The 14,971-nt window shown below is 66.6% G+C and carries 17 protein-coding genes; 9 read left to right on the top strand and 8 right to left on the bottom strand.

Annotated features, from left to right (window positions below; all coding sequences use genetic code 11):
• The first annotated feature begins 132 nt into the window (after nucleotides 1-132).
• Both phrB and AC6LJW_RS05275 read left to right on the top strand, forming a co-directional pair.
• Nucleotides 133-1,551 carry a deoxyribodipyrimidine photo-lyase gene (phrB, locus tag AC6LJW_RS05280; protein WP_498086672.1) on the top strand — a complete coding sequence of 473 codons (1,419 nt, stop codon included), beginning with the start codon at nucleotides 133-135 and terminating at the stop codon, nucleotides 1,549-1,551.
• Between the two features lie 92 nt (nucleotides 1,552-1,643).
• Nucleotides 1,644-3,323 (top strand): methyl-accepting chemotaxis protein, encoded by a 1,680-nt coding sequence (locus AC6LJW_RS05275; RefSeq protein ID WP_498086671.1) that lies wholly within the window; start codon nucleotides 1,644-1,646, stop codon nucleotides 3,321-3,323.
• A 36-nt stretch (nucleotides 3,324-3,359) separates the two neighbouring features.
• Here the strand turns inward: AC6LJW_RS05275 and AC6LJW_RS05270 are convergent, their stop codons facing one another.
• On the bottom strand, nucleotides 3,360-3,692 hold the full coding sequence (locus AC6LJW_RS05270) for a tetratricopeptide repeat protein (RefSeq protein WP_082579030.1): 333 nt from the start codon (nucleotides 3,690-3,692) through the stop codon (nucleotides 3,360-3,362).
• Nucleotides 3,693-3,851: 159 nt separating this feature from the next.
• On the opposite strand from AC6LJW_RS05270, the gene AC6LJW_RS05265 reads away from it, so the two are divergent.
• On the top strand, nucleotides 3,852-4,343 hold the full coding sequence (locus tag AC6LJW_RS05265; protein WP_056570392.1) for a glutathione peroxidase: 492 nt from the start codon (nucleotides 3,852-3,854) through the stop codon (nucleotides 4,341-4,343).
• Here the strand turns inward: AC6LJW_RS05265 and AC6LJW_RS05260 are convergent.
• Entirely contained in the window at nucleotides 4,340-4,807 is a 468-nt protein-coding gene (locus tag AC6LJW_RS05260) for an Lrp/AsnC family transcriptional regulator (protein ID WP_105238577.1), read from the bottom strand. The genes AC6LJW_RS05265 and AC6LJW_RS05260 overlap by 4 nt on opposite strands.
• A 123-nt stretch (nucleotides 4,808-4,930) precedes the next feature.
• Between AC6LJW_RS05260 and AC6LJW_RS05255 the strand changes: the two genes are divergently transcribed.
• From AC6LJW_RS05255 to AC6LJW_RS05230, 6 genes are all read left to right on the top strand, one after another.
• Nucleotides 4,931-5,836: a DMT family transporter gene (locus tag AC6LJW_RS05255; RefSeq protein ID WP_056570390.1), complete on the top strand. Its 906-nt coding sequence runs from the start codon at nucleotides 4,931-4,933 to the stop codon at nucleotides 5,834-5,836.
• A 116-nt stretch (nucleotides 5,837-5,952) separates the two neighbouring features.
• Nucleotides 5,953-6,651 carry a glutathione S-transferase N-terminal domain-containing protein gene (locus AC6LJW_RS05250; protein WP_056570388.1) on the top strand — a complete coding sequence of 233 codons (699 nt, stop codon included), beginning with the start codon at nucleotides 5,953-5,955 and terminating at the stop codon, nucleotides 6,649-6,651.
• Nucleotides 6,652-6,668: 17 nt separating this feature from the next.
• Nucleotides 6,669-7,133, top strand: a complete 465-nt coding sequence (locus AC6LJW_RS05245; protein ID WP_498086669.1) for a GNAT family N-acetyltransferase — start codon at nucleotides 6,669-6,671, stop codon at nucleotides 7,131-7,133.
• Between the two features lie 38 nt (nucleotides 7,134-7,171).
• Nucleotides 7,172-7,447 carry a lipoate-protein ligase small subunit gene (gene lplB, locus AC6LJW_RS05240; RefSeq protein WP_056318682.1) on the top strand — a complete coding sequence of 92 codons (276 nt, stop codon included), beginning with the start codon at nucleotides 7,172-7,174 and terminating at the stop codon, nucleotides 7,445-7,447.
• Nucleotides 7,444-8,220 (top strand): lipoate--protein ligase family protein, encoded by a 777-nt coding sequence (locus tag AC6LJW_RS05235; protein ID WP_056570383.1) that lies wholly within the window; start codon nucleotides 7,444-7,446, stop codon nucleotides 8,218-8,220. Before lplB ends, AC6LJW_RS05235 begins: the two co-directional genes overlap by 4 nt.
• A gap of 28 nt (nucleotides 8,221-8,248) precedes the next feature.
• On the top strand, nucleotides 8,249-9,067 hold the full coding sequence (locus tag AC6LJW_RS05230) for an RsiV family protein (RefSeq protein WP_056570382.1): 819 nt from the start codon (nucleotides 8,249-8,251) through the stop codon (nucleotides 9,065-9,067).
• Nucleotides 9,068-9,227: 160 nt separating this feature from the next.
• Here the strand turns inward: AC6LJW_RS05230 and AC6LJW_RS05225 are convergent, their stop codons facing one another.
• The 6 genes from AC6LJW_RS05225 to AC6LJW_RS05200 form a co-directional block, all read right to left on the bottom strand.
• Complete coding sequence (locus AC6LJW_RS05225; RefSeq protein ID WP_056570380.1) at nucleotides 9,228-10,517, bottom strand: Glu/Leu/Phe/Val family dehydrogenase; 1,290 nt, start codon at nucleotides 10,515-10,517, stop codon at nucleotides 9,228-9,230.
• A gap of 428 nt (nucleotides 10,518-10,945) precedes the next feature.
• Nucleotides 10,946-11,893 carry a formimidoylglutamase gene (hutG, locus tag AC6LJW_RS05220; protein WP_498086667.1) on the bottom strand — a complete coding sequence of 316 codons (948 nt, stop codon included), beginning with the start codon at nucleotides 11,891-11,893 and terminating at the stop codon, nucleotides 10,946-10,948.
• A complete protein-coding gene (locus tag AC6LJW_RS05215) occupies nucleotides 11,890-12,678 on the bottom strand; it encodes an amino acid ABC transporter ATP-binding protein (protein ID WP_056570376.1) in 789 nt (262 codons plus the stop codon). The genes hutG and AC6LJW_RS05215 overlap by 4 nt, the downstream gene beginning before the upstream one ends.
• Nucleotides 12,675-13,343 carry an amino acid ABC transporter permease gene (locus AC6LJW_RS05210; protein WP_313701137.1) on the bottom strand — a complete coding sequence of 223 codons (669 nt, stop codon included), beginning with the start codon at nucleotides 13,341-13,343 and terminating at the stop codon, nucleotides 12,675-12,677. Before AC6LJW_RS05210 ends, AC6LJW_RS05215 begins: the two co-directional genes overlap by 4 nt.
• Nucleotides 13,340-14,083 (bottom strand): transporter substrate-binding domain-containing protein, encoded by a 744-nt coding sequence (locus AC6LJW_RS05205; protein ID WP_427984971.1) that lies wholly within the window; start codon nucleotides 14,081-14,083, stop codon nucleotides 13,340-13,342. Before AC6LJW_RS05205 ends, AC6LJW_RS05210 begins: the two co-directional genes overlap by 4 nt.
• A gap of 127 nt (nucleotides 14,084-14,210) precedes the next feature.
• Complete coding sequence (locus AC6LJW_RS05200) at nucleotides 14,211-14,951, bottom strand: IclR family transcriptional regulator (protein ID WP_427984972.1); 741 nt, start codon at nucleotides 14,949-14,951, stop codon at nucleotides 14,211-14,213.
• Nucleotides 14,952-14,971: the final 20 nt, after the last annotated feature.

Here is a 14,971-nt window from a genome sequence, read left to right as displayed (position 1 = left end):
CCGCAACATCCGTCACATCTCCTCGTAGTTTTTACATCGTATTCCATGCCCCTGCGGGGCCACGCGCGGGCTCGGGATAGAATCGCAGCCTCGCCGGCCCGCCTTGCCCGGCCCCGTCCCTGGAGCCCTCCCATGAATACGCTGCTCTGGCTACGCACCGACCTGCGCATGCACGACAACGTCGCGCTGGCCGCGGCGGCCGAGGCCGGCACGGTTACCGCCCTTTTCCTGGCTGCACCGGGCCAATGGCGCCAACATGGCGACGCCCCGGCCAAGGTGGATTTCTGGCTGCGCAACCTGCGCGAGCTGTCCCACGACCTGGCGCAGGCCGGCATTCCCCTGAAGCTGGTCACCGTGGACGACTGGCGCCACGCGCCGCGGGCCGTGGCGGGGTTCTGCCAGGAGTACGCCATCGAACAGGTCCACGCCAATGCCGAATGGGGCGTCAACGAACGGCGCCGCGACGACTCGGTCGCAAACGCCCTGGCGGACATCGGCGTCGATTGGACCCTGCACCATGGCGCGACGCTGCTGCGTCCCGGCACCGTGCTGAACGGCAAGGGCGAGTGCTACCGCGTCTACACGCCCTACGCCCGCACCTGCCGCGAGCGACTGCGCAGCGCCCCGCTGCGCCCCATCGCCGCGCCGCGCGCCCAGACCCCGCCGCGCTGGAAGTCCGACCCCCTGCCGGCATCGTTCGACGGGTTCGACGCGCCCAACGACGCGGTGCGCGCGCTGTGGCCGGCGGGCGAAACCGCGGCCAGCGAGCGGCTGGCCGCCTTTGCCGACGACGCGATCTTTGCGTACAAGGACGAGCGCGATTTCCCCTCGCTGCCCGCCACAAGCTGCCTGTCGCCCTATCTGGCCGCGGGCGTCCTGTCCCCGGGACAGGCGCTGCGCGCCGCGCTGACGGCCAACCAGGGCGAGATCGACAGCGGCAAGGCCGGCGTCGCCACCTGGATCAACGAATTGCTGTGGCGCGAGTTCTACCAGCACCTCCTGGCCGCCTTTCCCGCCCTGTCCATGCACCAGCCCATGAAGCCGGAAACCGCCGCCGTGCCGTGGCGCGACGCGCCCGACGATCTGGCGGCCTGGCAGCAGGGCAAGACCGGCATTCCCATCGTGGACGCCGCCATGCGCCAGTTGCTGGCGCTGGGCTGGATGCACAACCGGCTGCGCATGGTGACGGCGATGTTTCTGTCCAAGAACCTGCTGATCGACTGGCGTCTGGGCGAGGCGTGGTTCATGGGCCAGCTCGTGGACGGCGACCTGGCCGCCAACAACGGCGGCTGGCAATGGAGCGCCTCGACGGGCGCCGACGCCGTACCCTATTTCCGCGTCTTCAATCCCTTGTCGCAATCGCGCAGGTTCGATCCGAGCGGCGCATTCCTGCGCGAATGGCTGCCCGAACTGGCGCACCTGGACGACAAGGCGATCCACGACCCCAACCCGATGGAGCGCGCCGCCGCCGGGTATCCAGAGCCGATCGTCGATCTGGCGCAAAGCCGGCTGCGGGCGCTGGAAGCCTTCGGCAATCTGCCCGCCGTATAAGCCGCCGAACCTGTGACGGCGTTGACGTACATCATTGCCGCCACCGCGCCCGTCCCCGATGATGCCCTCGCCCATCACAGGACGAGCGACGCATGCGCAACAATCAACCGGTCAACGACCGGGAAACCGTACTCCGCGACGAGCAGTATCTGATCTCCCGCACCGATTCCCGCGGCCGGATCATCTATGCCAATCCCGCGTTCGTCGAGGTCAGCGGCTTCTCGCGCGAAGAGCTGGTGGGCGCGGCCCACAACATCGTGCGTCATCCGGACATGCCGCAGGCCGCCTTCGAAGACCTGTGGCGCACCCTCCAGCGCGGCGAACCCTGGACGGGCATGGTCAAGAACCGGCGCAAGGACGGCGGGTTCTACTGGGTGCTGGCCAATGTCACGCCCATCATCGAGCGCGGCGTGACGGTCTGCTACGCGTCGGTGCGCGTCAAGCCGGCACGCGCGCAGATCGAGGCCGCGCAAGCCGCCTACGACAGCCTGCGTCTGGGCACGGCGCCTGGCATCCGGCTGCACGCCGGCCAGGTCCGGCCCACAGGTTTGCGCGGCGTCCTGGCACGCCTGACCCGCGGCCGGCTGACCGGCGTGCGCTCGCGCATGCTGGCGTGGGCGGTGCTGTCGGCCTCCCTGTTTCTGACTGCGGCGGCAGCGGCGATCTACGGTCTGCACACGCGCCTCTCTTCCGAGGCGCTGGCCGTTGCCGCGGCGTTGACCGCAGGCGGCGTGGGCCTGATCTTCGCGGCGGGCTGGGGCTTTGCCCGGTCCATCGCCGGGCTGCTGGGCGCGGCCACGGACTTCACGCGCCAGATCGCGGCGGGCAACCTGAGCACCCCGCTCTCCGGCCCCCTGGCCCAGGACGAAATCGGCGAACTGAAATTCTCCCTGGAAGTCATGCGCAAAAGTCTGGTCAGCATCACCCGCGACGTGCATGCCGGCATCGAAAACGCCTTGAAATCGGCCGCCGACATCGCGGACGGCAACGCCGACCTGTCGGCCCACACCGAACGTCAGGCCGCGTCGCTGGAAGAGGCCGCGGCCAGCATGGAACAACTGGCGGCGACGGTGAAGCAGAACGCGGCGAACGCGCTCGACGCCGATGCCATGGCCAATCAGGCCAGCGATTTTGCGCGGCGAGGCGGCCAGGTGGTCGACGAGGCCGCGCAAGCGATGCAGGGCATCGTCCAAAGCTCGTCTCGCATTGCCGAGATCGTGGGCATCATCGACGGCATCGCCTTCCAGACCAACCTCCTGGCGCTGAACGCCGCGGTCGAAGCCGCGCGCGCTGGCGAGGCCGGCAAGGGCTTCGCGGTGGTCGCCAGCGAAGTGCGCAGCCTCGCACAGAAAAGCGCCACCGCCGCGCGCGAAATCAAGGCGCTGATCGAAAGCTCGGATGCGCGGGTCGGCGAAGGCGTGCGGCACGTCGAACGGGCAGGCGCCAGCATGCGCGACATCGTGAACTCGGTGCAGCAGGTCACCCGCATCATCAACGAGATCGCTGCGACCTCCACTGACCAGCACGCGGGCATCGACACCGTAAGCCGCACGATCACCGAAACCGACAGCGCCGCGCAGGGCAACGCCGCGCGTGTCGAGCAGGCGTCGCAGGCGGTGGAGAATCTGCGCACGGATGGCGCCCGGCTGCGGCACGCAATTGAGGTATTCCGCGTGTCGGGTGTGCCGCTGGCGCCCCTGGCCGCTGAAGCCAGACAACTGTTGCCCGCACCGCAAACCCCATTTGCCCTGACGGGCGATCGCGGGATATAGGATGCGGGGACTTCACCCCCGCGCGCGGCGGGTCGGTCAGGCGCCCGCGGCCGCTTCCTTGTTCAGGCGCTTGATGAACACCTGCAATTCCTTGACGACCTGCTGGTCGCCCCGCGCCTGGGCCGCCTGCAATCCAGACTCCCAGGCGGCGCGCGCGCCCGGCTTGTCGCCCAGCCCAAGGCAGGCCTTGCCCAGCCATTTCCAGGCGACGGAATACGTGGGATCGAAGGCCAGCGCCGCGCGCAGATGCGTCGCGGCATCGGCAAAGCTTTCCTGCTCCGCATAAGCCTTACCCAGCGAAAACCGCAGCAGCAGGTTGTCCGTGCCCTTGGCCAGCATGGCCTCAAGTCGCTCGATCATTCCTTCCATGCGGGGCTCCTTTCAAACCGGGTCTTCGGCAACACCGCATCATAGGACGGGCTTGGCCGCGCAGCCGGAAAGCCCCCACGCCGCTGTCCGGCGCTACACTCGCAGGTCTGCCCTCGCGCCCGCGCCGCCGCGTTCGGACGCCCGATTTCAGGAGCCCGCATGAGCACGATCCATGATTTCTCCGCCCGCGCCATCGACGGCACGGAACAGTCTTTAGAAACGTATCGCGGCCGCGTGCTGCTGGTGGTCAACGTCGCGTCCAAATGCGGGTTCACGCCGCAGTATGCGGGCCTGGAAGAGCTCTACCGGTCGTTCCACGACGACGGGCTGACCGTGCTGGGTTTTCCGTGCGACCAGTTCGGCCACCAGGAGCCCGGCGACGAAGCCGAGATCCAGAATTTCTGCAGCACCCAGTACGACATCACTTTTCCGCTGTTCGCCAAGATTGACGTCAACGGCGCGAACGCCCACCCGCTGTACCAGTGGCTCAAGGGCGAGAAACCCGGCGTCTTCGGCACCGAAGGCATCAAGTGGAATTTCACCAAGTTCCTGGTGGGACGCGACGGCCGCGTCATCAAACGTTATGCCCCTACCGACACGCCCGCCAGCCTGCGCGAGGACATCACACAGGCCCTGTCCGCCCCCGTCTAGCGCAGCGGCGGCAGCCGCCTGCGCACGGTGTGCGCCTTGACGATGGCGGTGTTGGTCTCGGCGAATTCGGTCACGCGCTCCAGGATGCCGTCCAGATGCGTGATCGACCTGAGCACCATGCGGGCGATGAAGCAGTCATCGCCCGTCACCTTGTCGCACTCCACGAATTCCGGAATCTGCTGGATCAGGCCCTCGACGTGGCGCAACTGCCCGGGCAGCGGCCGGATGCGCACGATTGCCTCCAGCGTATAACCCAGCGCCACCGGATCCACGTCCAGCGTGTACGCGCGGATCACCCCAGACTCTTCAAGCCGACGCATGCGGTCCGCGACGCTGGGCGCGGACATGCCGACCTGCCGCGCCAGATCGGCCGTGGTGGTGCGCGCATTGGCCGACAGCATCTCCACCAGACGGCGGTCAATTCCATCCAGAACCGGACTTTCATTTTTTAGGTCGTTCTGCATAAATTCCACCCAAAGCAAGGTTGAAACCCAAAACTGCCACCGCAAGATCATATAAGCAGATTGAACTGCCTGGGATAATTTCTCCATCAAATTCCTGGCCAGACGGCCTATCGGAGAACCATCATGATCCCCTCGACCGAACGCACGGGCCTCCTGCAGATGGCGGCCGCGATGACCCTGTCGGGCACCCTGGGCGTTTTCGTATTGGAGTCCGGGCAAAGCGCCTGGAACGTCGTCTTCTTCCGCTGTGTGTTCGGCGCGCTGTCGCTCTTTCTATACTGCTGGGCGCGCGGCCTGCTCAAGCCCGGCCTGTTCACCCCGAAGACGCTGGCCCTGGCGCTGATCGCCGGCGCGGCGCTGGTGCTGAACTGGGTGCTGCTGTTTTCGGCCTACCGCCTGGCGTCCATTTCGCTGGCCACCGCCGTCTACAACGTGCAGCCGTTTTTCCTGATCGGCCTGGGTGTGCTGTTCCTGGGCGAGCGCCCCTCGCGCGGCAAGGTCGCGTGGTCGCTCGTGGCCTTTGCGGGCCTGCTGCTGGTGCTGCGTCTTGGCGACGCGGGCGCGGCGGGCGGCGGCGCGTATCTGTCGGGACTGATGTTGGGGTTGGGCGCGGCCGCGCTCTATGGCATCACCGCCATTATCGTGAAGCGCCTGAAGGGCATCCCGCCGCAGGTGCTGGCGCTGGTGCAGGTAACGCTGGGCGCGGTGATGCTGCTGCCCATGGCGGACTTCAACGCCCTGCCCGCGCAGCCCGTGCAATGGGGGTATCTGGTGGCGCTGGGCCTGATCCATACGTGCCTGATGTACATCCTGATGTACTCGGCCATCCAGAAGCTGCCCACCACCTCCACCGCCGCGCTCAGCTTCATCTATCCCGCGGTCGCCATCCTGCTGGACTTCGTGGTCTACGGCCATCGCATGGATGTGACGCAAGTGGCTGGCGTGGCGCTGATCTTCCTGGCCGCCGCCGCCGTCAGCCTGAACTGGAGCTGGCGCCTGCCGCGCAGCCCGCGGGCGGGTGCGGTTTAGGGCAAACCCGCACCCGGTCCCCGGTTATTCAGGCGTGCGTCCGGTTCGCGCCGCTATCATGGCCCTTCCCATCCGCGGGCGGCTGCCCGCGGCGCCATGACGAACAGGACACCCCCATGATCGATCTCTATTACTGGACTACCCCCAACGGTCACAAGATCACGATGTTCCTCGAAGAGACCGGCCTGCCGTACAAGATCCACCCCGTCAACATCGGCCGCGGCGACCAGTTCAAACCCGAATTCCTGGCCATCGCGCCCAACAACCGCATCCCCGCGATCGTGGATCAGGCGCCCGCCGATGGCGGCGCGCCGATCCCGTTGTTCGAGTCCGGCGCCATCCTGCAATACCTGGCCGAAAAGACCGGCAAGTTCCTGCCCGCCGACGTGCGCGGCCGCGCTGAAGTGTCGCAATGGCTCTTCTGGCAAATGGGCGGCCTGGGTCCCATGGCCGGCCAGAACCACCACTTCTCGGGCTACGCGCAGGAACGCATTACCTACGCCATCGATCGTTACGTCAACGAAACCAATCGCCTGTACGGCGTGCTGAACAAACGGTTGGCCGACCGCGAATTCGTCGCCGGCGACTATTCCATCGCCGACATGGCGGCCTACCCGTGGATCGTGCCGCACGCCAAGCAGGGCCAGGACCTGAACGACTTTCCGCACCTCAAGCGCTGGTTCGACGCCATCCGCGCACGCCCCGCGACGCAACGCGCCTACGCGCTGGCCGACACGATCAACACCACGCCCCCGCTCAGCGACGACGAAGCGCGCCGCATCCTGTTCGGCCAGACCGCCCAACACGTCCGCTAACGCCCAAGGAGCGCGCCATGAATGCACCGCAACGCGTCTTTCGCCGCGCGCGCGCGGCCGATCTGCCCGCCATTGTGGCCATGCTGGCCGATGACGACCTGGGCGCCGGACGCGAGGACGCGTCCATCCCGTTGAACCCGCGCTATGTCGCCGCCTTCGAGGCAATTGAACAGGATTCCAATCAATTCCTGGCCGTGGTTGAGCAGGATTCACAACTGGTGGGCTGTTTGCAGTTATCGTTCATACCCGGCCTGTCGCGGCTGGGCCTGTGGCGCGGCCAGATCGAAAGCGTGCGCATCGCGTCGGCATTCCGCGGCGCGGGCCTGGGCCGCGCCATGTTCGAATGGGCCATCGAACAGTGCCGCAGCCAGGGCTGCGGATTGGTCCAGCTCACCACGGACCGCGCGCGTCCCGATGCGCGCCGGTTCTACGAAAGCCTGGGTTTCAAGGCCAGCCACGACGGCATGAAGCTCAGCCTGTAACGTCTGATTCTGATTTTCGAAAGGAGCGCCCAATGCCCTTGCATGGCGAATACAAAGTCCCCGGCGGCAAACTGGTCGTCGCGGATCTCGAAGTGCGCGATGGCCGTCTGGCCGACGTGCGCATCAGCGGCGACTTTTTTCTTGAACCGCCCGAAGCCCTCGAAGCCATCAACCGCGGCCTGAATGGCATGCCCGCGGACGCCGGCGAACTCGAGCTGGCGGTGGCCGTGCAATCGGCCCTGCCGGCCGACGCCGAGATGTTCGGCTTCTCGGCTGAAGCCATCGCGGTGGTGCTGCGGAGGGCGCTGGCATGACCCGCACCGACTGGAACGACTACGACTGGCAACTGATCCATGAAGGCCCGCAGCCGCCCGCGCTGCACATGGCGCTGGACGCGGTCATTACCGACGAAGTCGGCGCCGGACAGCGGCCTCCCACGCTGCGCATCTGGGAATGGTCGGCGCCGGCCGTCGTGATCGGCCGCTTCCAATCCCTGAAGAACGAAGTCGATCCGGAAGGCGCCGCGCGCCACGGCATCGAGGTGGTGCGGCGCGTGAGCGGCGGCGGCGCGATGTTCATCGAGCCCGGCAACTCCATCACCTATTCGCTGAGCGCCCCGCAGGCGCTGGTCCACGGCATGAGCTTCCAGGAGTCGTACGCCTTCCTCGACGCCTGGGTGCTGACCGCGCTGCAGGGCCTGGGCATCAAGGCGTGGTATCAGCCGCTCAACGACATCGCCTCCGACATCGGCAAGATCGGCGGCGCGGCGCAAGCCCGCCGCGCGGGCGCCGTGCTGCATCACGTCACCATGTCCTACGACATCGACGCCGACAAGATGGTCGAGGTCTTGCGCATTGGCCGCGAGAAGCTTTCCGACAAGGGCACCACCAGCGCCAAGAAGCGCGTCGATCCCCTGCGCACGCAGACCGGCCTGGCGCGCGAGGTCATCATCGACCGCATGGTGGAAACTTTTGCCGGCCTGCACCGTCTGACCCCGGGCAGCGTGGGCAGCGAGACGCTCGCGCGCGCCCAGGCGCAGGCGGACGAAAAGTTCTCCCGCGCCGAGTGGACAGGCGTCGTGCCCTGACGGCGCCTCGGTTTTTGGAGGTAATTGCATGAATCGCACATTCACGCCGCCTGGCGCGATACGCGGTCTGATTCTGGGCGCCGCCCTGCTGGCCCTTGCCGGGTGCAGCAGCACGCCCCCGTCGAACATCACACTGGCAACGCCCGATGCCCAGTCAACGGCCACGCCGGAAAAGGTGGGCGACCTGTCCACCGAGCGCATCAAGTGGGCCGCCAGCAAGCCGGGCTGCGAGGGCGACTGCCCGCGCATCGAGATCGACAGCGTGGCCTTCCCCGGCATCCCGAAGCTGACCGCGCTGGTGGACCACGTGCTCGCCTACATGACCGGCACCGACGCGAATCGCCGCGGCCCCTACAACACGCTGTCGGAATACACGACGTATTTCTGGTCCACGGCCCGTCCGCGCGACGCGACCTACTTCAAGGCCAGCGTGAAAGACACGGTGGGGGACGTCGTCTCCATCGAACTGCACACGGAACAGTATCTGACCGGCGCCGCGCACGGCATCCCGGCCACGCAATATCTGAACTGGGAACGCAGCCGCGGCCGCGTGATGAGCCTGGACGAAGCGCTGATCCCGGGACGCCGCGCCGAGTACGTCGCGGCCTTGCAGCGCGCGCACGCCAAATGGCTGACCGGCAACCCGGACGCCAAACGCGACCCGGCGGCCTACAACAAGATGTGGCCGTTCCAGGAAAGCGACAACTTCGCGCTCACGCGCGACGGCATCGTGGTCAAGTACGACGCCTATTCGATCGCGCCGTATTCGCACGGCGAGCCGGAACTGGCGATTTCGTACCAGGACCTGCGCGGCATCCTGAAGCCGGAGCTGCTGCCGGCTTCGTGAAGCCACCATCGCGGCTGGCGTCCTCAAGCGAAGACGCCCGACATCCATTCGGCATTTTCTGGCGCCACAAATAGGAATCGCTCCTTGCGGAGCGATTCCTTTTTTTGTCTCTCTCTGCCTCCTCGGCGACGCGCCCGAGGACGCATCGTCGATTCAGTCTTTACGGATACAGGCCGCGCACCTGGCGGGCCTGCAGAATGCGCGTGCAAGCAACGATGAACGCGGCGGTGCGCAACGTCACCTTGTGCTCGCGAGACACCTGCGCCACCGCGGCATAGGCTTCACGCATCAGGCGTTCGAGGCGCTGGTTGATCTCTTCCTCGCTCCAGAAGAAGCTGGAGAAATCCTGCACCCATTCGAAGTAGCTGACCGTCACGCCACCAGCGTTGGCCAGCACGTCCGGCACGACGTACACGCCGTTCTCGGCCAGGATGTCGTCCGCTTCCGGGGTCGTGGGGCCGTTGGCGCCTTCGACCACGATCTTGGCGCGCACCTTGGCGGCGTTGTCGACGGTGATCTGGCTTTCCAGGGCTGCCGGGATCAGGAATTCGGTTTCCAGCGTCCAGAATTCGTTCTTGTCCAGCGCCTGGCCGCCCGAGAAGCCGCCCACGCCGCCAGTCTGCGACACGTGCGACAGCAGCTTGTGAACGTCCAGGCCAGCCGCGTTGTGCACGGTGCCGGTGTGATCCTGCGCGGCAATGACTTTGGCGCCGGCTTCATGAAACAGGCGGGCGGCGGTGCCGCCCACGTTGCCGAAACCCTGCACGACGACACGCGCGCCGGCTACATCGATGTTCCGGTCGCGCGCGGCTTCACACGCCACGACGAACACGCCGCGGCCGGTGGCCTCGACGCGGCCCAGGCTGCCGCCCAGCGCGATCGGCTTGCCGGTGACCACGCCGGTGGCGGTGGCGCCTTCGTTCATGGAGTACGTGTCCATCATCCAGGCCATGGTCTGGGCGTTGGTGTTCACGTCAGGGGCGGGAATGTCCTTGGACGGTCCGATGATGACGCCGATTTCGCTGGTGTAGCGGCGCGTCATGCGTTCGAGTTCCGAGGCGGAGAGCTTGCGCGGGTCGACACGGATGCCGCCCTTGGCCCCGCCGTACGGCAGGTTGACCGCCGCGTTCTTCACCGACATCCAGGCCGCCAGCGCCATCACTTCGGACAGCGTCACGTCCTGGTGGAAACGCACCCCACCCTTGCCCGGGCCGCGCGACACGTTGTGCTGCACGCGGTAGCCCTCGAAGTGGGCGATGGTGCCGTTGTCGAGTTCGATCGGCACATCGACGATCAGCGAGCGCTTCGGACGCTTCAGCGTCTCGACCCACCGGCTCAGGGAACCGAGGTACGGCGTGACCCGGTCGACTTGTTGCAGGTAATTACCCCAGGGGCCGAGGTCCTCGGCATTCAGATAAGACGGCAAGGCATGGGTGGGAGTTTGAGACATGAGCATGCTCTCCTGACAAAGTTGCGCCATTTTATCCACGAAAGTTATAGCGTCCCTATTTAAAGTTTAAATATTTTAAATAGGGACGCATAATCGTTGCGAATACCGAACGGGTCGCAGGCGGGGCCGGAAGCTGCACCTATCCTAAGCCCGCAATGTGGCGGCGTCCAGCCTGCGCTGGCCGCCACGGGGCCAATAAAAAGGGCAGCCCCCCGCGTTGGGAGCCGCCCTTCATGTGCACCGGTGTCTGACACCCTGGGGAGACGGCCTACAGCCTGCACCACTGCGGCAAGGGTGTCAGACACCTCCATTGGCATCCTGCCCATCGCAGCAAGAACACCGCATCACCCGGTGTCTGACACCCTGGCGAGACGGTCTACAGCCTGCACTGCCGCGGCAAGGGTGTCAGACACCTCGCCAGCCTCAAATCACACCGACAGCAACTGCCAGGCCAGACGCGCCGCCGCGCGCGCGCCGTGCCCGTCGACGTCGAACTTGGGGTTGAACTCCGCCAGGTCCGCCAGCCGAAGTTTGCCGCTTGCCTTGACCCGCAGGACGATCTCCTCGACCACGGACATCGGCACGCCATAGGGCGCCGGCGCGGACACCCCCGGCATCACGCCCGCGGGCAGCACGTCCAGGTCGATCGTCAGGTACACATGCTGCGCCTTGGCCAGCAGCGCGTCCACATCGGCCAGCCGCGCCTCAAGATGACGCTCCTGCATGTCGCGGTCTTCGATCCACGCGGCCCCGATTTCCGCGGCGCGGGCGTAGAGCGCCGGCGTATTGGCCAGCCGTGAGACCCCCAGGCAGGCGTATTGCAGGTCGCGCCCGCGCGCCTCGCTGTCTGTCGCAATCTGGTCGAACGGCGTGCCGGAGCTGCCGGGGCGGCCCGTACGCAGATCGAAGTGCGCGTCCAGGTTCAGCACCAGCACGGCGCCGGCGTCGCCGCGCGCGTCCAGCCAGCGGGCCAATCCCTGGAAACTGCCCCAGGCGATTTCATGCCCGCCGCCCAGCACGACCGGCCGGGCGCCCCGCCCCATCAGTTCGGCCAGACGCAGGCCCAGGCGCTCCTGCGCGTCCTCCAGTTTGTCGCCGTGGCATTCGACGTCCCCGGCATCCAGCAGACGCGTCAGACCGTGCGCCGGCAGGCCCGCCAGATACCTGCGGATGCCGGCTGGCCCCGCGGCGGCGCCCACCCGGCCCTGGTTGCGCGCCACGCCCGCGTCGCACGCAAAGCCCAGCACCACGGCCTCGCCCGCTTCGGCCTGCCCTGCTTCGGCCTGGACGATGTGCGCAAGCCGGCGCGTGTCGCCCTGTTCGGCGCTGTCGTCGCGCGCCTTCCACAGGCTTTTGTCCAGTTGCGGCGCGCTCATGCTGCCGCCCCCGGACCCGCGCTCAGGACCGCCTGCAGGAACTCGCGGGTGCGGGCTTCGCGCGGCTCGCTGAAGATCACCTCCGGCGGGCCGGATTCCAGGATGACGCCGCCGTCCATCACGGCCACCACGTCCGCCACGTCGCGCGCAAAGCCCATTTCGTGCGTAACGACCATCATGGTCATGCCTTCGCGGGCAAGCAGCTTCATGACCTGCAGCACTTCGCCCACCAATTCCGGGTCCAGCGCCGACGTCGGCTCATCAAACAGCATCACCTGCGGCTGCATGGCCAGCGCACGCGCGATGGCCACGCGCTGCTTCTGGCCTCCCGACAGGCTGGCGGGCATGGCCGCCATCTTCTGCGACAGGCCCACCTTGTTGAGCAGGTCGGACGCCATCGCATTGGCCTGCTCACGCCCCATGCCGAGCAGCGTGCGGGGGCCGACGGTCACGTTGTCCAGCACCGACAGGTGCGGGAACAGATTGAAGCCCTGAAACACCATGCCCACCTGCGTGCGCAACTGGTTCAGTTCGGCTTCGGGCAACATCGCCCCGTCCGCCTGCAGCGTCTGGCCGCAGATATCGACCGTGCCGCGCTGGGCCACTTCCAGCCCATTGCAGCAACGCAGCAAGGTGCTCTTGCCCGAACCGCTGGGTCCGATGACCACCACCACCTGCGACTTCAGCACATCGAAATCGATGCCGCGCAGGACGGCATGATCGCCGTAGGACTTGTGCAGGCCGCGGATGCGGATCATTTCCTGACCTTCGATGACGAGGCTCATTGCACCATTCCTCCCGCGCGCAGACGATGCTCGATCTTGCGCAAAATCACCATGGCGGTCGTGGTCAGCGCCAGATAGATCAAAGCCACCACCAGGTAGGTTTCCAGCGAGCGGTATGACACGCTGATGATCTTCTGCCCTTCGTGCATCAGATCGTGAATGGTCAACAGCGAGACCAGCGCCGAGTTCTTGATGAGCGCGATGAACTCGTTGCCCAGCGGCGGAATCATGCGCACGAAAGCCTGCGGCAGGATGATGATGCGCATGGCTTGGCCGGACGACATGCCCAACGAGCGTGCCGCCTCCGTCTGGCCGCGATCCACCGACTGGATCGCGCCCCGCACGATCTCCGACACATAGGCCCCGGAATACATGCCCAGGCCCAGCACGCCGCAAGCGAACGCCGGCAGCGTCACGCCAAACTGCGGCAAGCCGAAGAACCAGATGAACAACTGCACCAGCAGCGGCGTGCCCCGGAAGAACAGCAGGTACGTGCTGCACAGGTGATATGTGATGCGGCGCTGCGGATTGAGCCGGCCGATACCGACCAAAAGCCCCATCACGCAGCCCAGCAGCAAGGCGCCCGCGGTCACCTCGACGGTGACCAGCGCGCCCCGCATCAGCGCGTCGAAGTCGGCGAAGACGGGTGAAAATTCCAGGTTCATTTCGCGGGCGCCTCGAACCACTTGTTCACGATGGCCTGGTAGCTGCCATCGGCCTTCAGCTTCTGCAGCGCGGCGTTCAGATCGCGCGTGAGCTCAGGCTTGCTCTTGGGCACGGCGATGCCATAGTCCTCGGTCGTGACCTGCTCGTTCAGGACGGTCAGGCCGTTGGTGCTCTGCGCGAACAGCTTGGCGGCGGGCTTGCCCGTCACCGCGGCATCGGCGCGGCCGATCTGCACCAGGTTGAACATCTCCTGGTTCTTCTCGACTTCCACGCGCTGCACCTTGGGGAAATGCTCTTTCAGGTAGTTCACCGACTTCGTGCCAACCTGCACAGACACCTTGCGGCCATCGAGGTCCTTGATCGTCTTGATGGGGCCGTCGGCCTTGGTCAGCACCACCAGGCCGCCCGCATAGTACGGGTCGGTGAAATCGACGACCTTGCTGCGCTCGGGCGTGATGTAGATGGCGGATACCGCGATGTCGGCACGGCCAGCCTGCAGCGCCGGAATCAGGCCCTTGAAGTCGATGTCGATCCATTCGACCTTCTTGCCCATCGCGCCGGCCAGCGCTTCGACCAGCTCGATGTCAAAGCCGGTGCGCTTGCCATCCTTGACGAATTCCATCGGCGGGAAGGTGGCGTCGGTGACGGCGCGGATCGTTTCCTGAGCGTGCGCGGCGCCGGCGGCCCAGGCAAGGCTCAGGGTCAGGGCGGCGGACAGCAGGGTGCGGCGAGTGGTCATGGTGGGGTCCTATGGAGGTGGGTGCGGCAGGTGGTACGACGGTGGGTACGACGATCGTTGCGGCTAGGAACGGGCTTAGCGGTAAAGCGGGTAAATCAGATAATCGGATGCGGCAGGCACTGCGGCGTCAGGCGGCCTTCAAGCGTTCTGAAATGCGGCGGGCGGCGGCAAGGGTCATGTCGATCAGCGCGTCCGGATGCTGCGCGGCGCGCGTGGACGGCGCCATCAGCGTGATCGAGGCCACGGCCTGGTTCGGCCGCTGGAAGATCGGCACGCTCACGCCCCAGACGCCGGCGTCGACCTCGCTGTCGGTCACGGCGTAGCCCTGCGCGCGGATGGCGTCCAGCTCGCCGGTCAGCCGGGCGGCATCCACGCCGGCCTCGTCGGCCAGATAGGCCAGCGCGGCCTGCAGACGGGCCTGCGGCATGAACGCCAGCAGCGACTTGGCCGACGCGCCCCGCGCCAGCGGCAGCCCGCGACCCTTGGTGAACGAGCAGCGCAGCGGATGCTGGCTTTCCACCATGTCCAGGCACACGGCTTGGTCCTTCACGGCGACAAGCAGACCGATGGTTTCGCCGGACGACGCGGCCAGCGCCGCCATGTCGGGCTGCGCTTCGTGAATCAGGAACGACGACTGGTCAAAGCCCCATGCGAGTTGCACGCACAGGGGGCCCGGTCCGTATTCGCCCTCGTGTTCGGCAACGAAGCCCCAGCGTTTGAGGAGCGCGATCTGCCGGTAGAGCGTGCTCTGCGCCAAGCCCGTCTTGTCGGCCAGCGCGGCAATGCTCAGCGGGCCGTCGTGCCGGGCCAGGGTGGCCAGCACATACAGGACGCGATCCGCGCCCGCCCCGACAGAGGTTTCCGACATATCGATTCAACTCCCAGCAA

It is taken from the genome of Achromobacter sp. 1012554356 (assembly GCF_059760815.1).
Note: the sequence above shows the minus strand (reverse complement) of the source record. Positions and strands in the feature narration are given on the sequence as shown.

Coding starts and splice junctions, on each gene's coding strand:
- phrB (WP_498086672.1), top strand. CDS start 133: ATGAATACGCTGCTCTGGCTACGCACCGACCTGCGCATGCACGACAAC.
- AC6LJW_RS05275 (WP_498086671.1), top strand. CDS start 1,644: ATGCGCAACAATCAACCGGTCAACGACCGGGAAACCGTACTCCGCGAC.
- AC6LJW_RS05270 (WP_082579030.1), bottom strand. CDS start 3,692: ATGGAAGGAATGATCGAGCGACTTGAGGCCATGCTGGCCAAGGGCACG.
- AC6LJW_RS05265 (WP_056570392.1), top strand. CDS start 3,852: ATGAGCACGATCCATGATTTCTCCGCCCGCGCCATCGACGGCACGGAA.
- AC6LJW_RS05260 (WP_105238577.1), bottom strand. CDS start 4,807: ATGCAGAACGACCTAAAAAATGAAAGTCCGGTTCTGGATGGAATTGAC.
- AC6LJW_RS05255 (WP_056570390.1), top strand. CDS start 4,931: ATGATCCCCTCGACCGAACGCACGGGCCTCCTGCAGATGGCGGCCGCG.
- AC6LJW_RS05250 (WP_056570388.1), top strand. CDS start 5,953: ATGATCGATCTCTATTACTGGACTACCCCCAACGGTCACAAGATCACG.
- AC6LJW_RS05245 (WP_498086669.1), top strand. CDS start 6,669: ATGAATGCACCGCAACGCGTCTTTCGCCGCGCGCGCGCGGCCGATCTG.
- AC6LJW_RS05235 (WP_056570383.1), top strand. CDS start 7,444: ATGACCCGCACCGACTGGAACGACTACGACTGGCAACTGATCCATGAA.
- AC6LJW_RS05230 (WP_056570382.1), top strand. CDS start 8,249: ATGAATCGCACATTCACGCCGCCTGGCGCGATACGCGGTCTGATTCTG.
- AC6LJW_RS05225 (WP_056570380.1), bottom strand. CDS start 10,517: ATGTCTCAAACTCCCACCCATGCCTTGCCGTCTTATCTGAATGCCGAG.
- hutG (WP_498086667.1), bottom strand. CDS start 11,893: ATGAGCGCGCCGCAACTGGACAAAAGCCTGTGGAAGGCGCGCGACGAC.
- AC6LJW_RS05215 (WP_056570376.1), bottom strand. CDS start 12,678: ATGAGCCTCGTCATCGAAGGTCAGGAAATGATCCGCATCCGCGGCCTG.
- AC6LJW_RS05210 (WP_313701137.1), bottom strand. CDS start 13,343: ATGAACCTGGAATTTTCACCCGTCTTCGCCGACTTCGACGCGCTGATG.
- AC6LJW_RS05205 (WP_427984971.1), bottom strand. CDS start 14,083: ATGACCACTCGCCGCACCCTGCTGTCCGCCGCCCTGACCCTGAGCCTT.
- AC6LJW_RS05200 (WP_427984972.1), bottom strand. CDS start 14,951: ATGTCGGAAACCTCTGTCGGGGCGGGCGCGGATCGCGTCCTGTATGTG.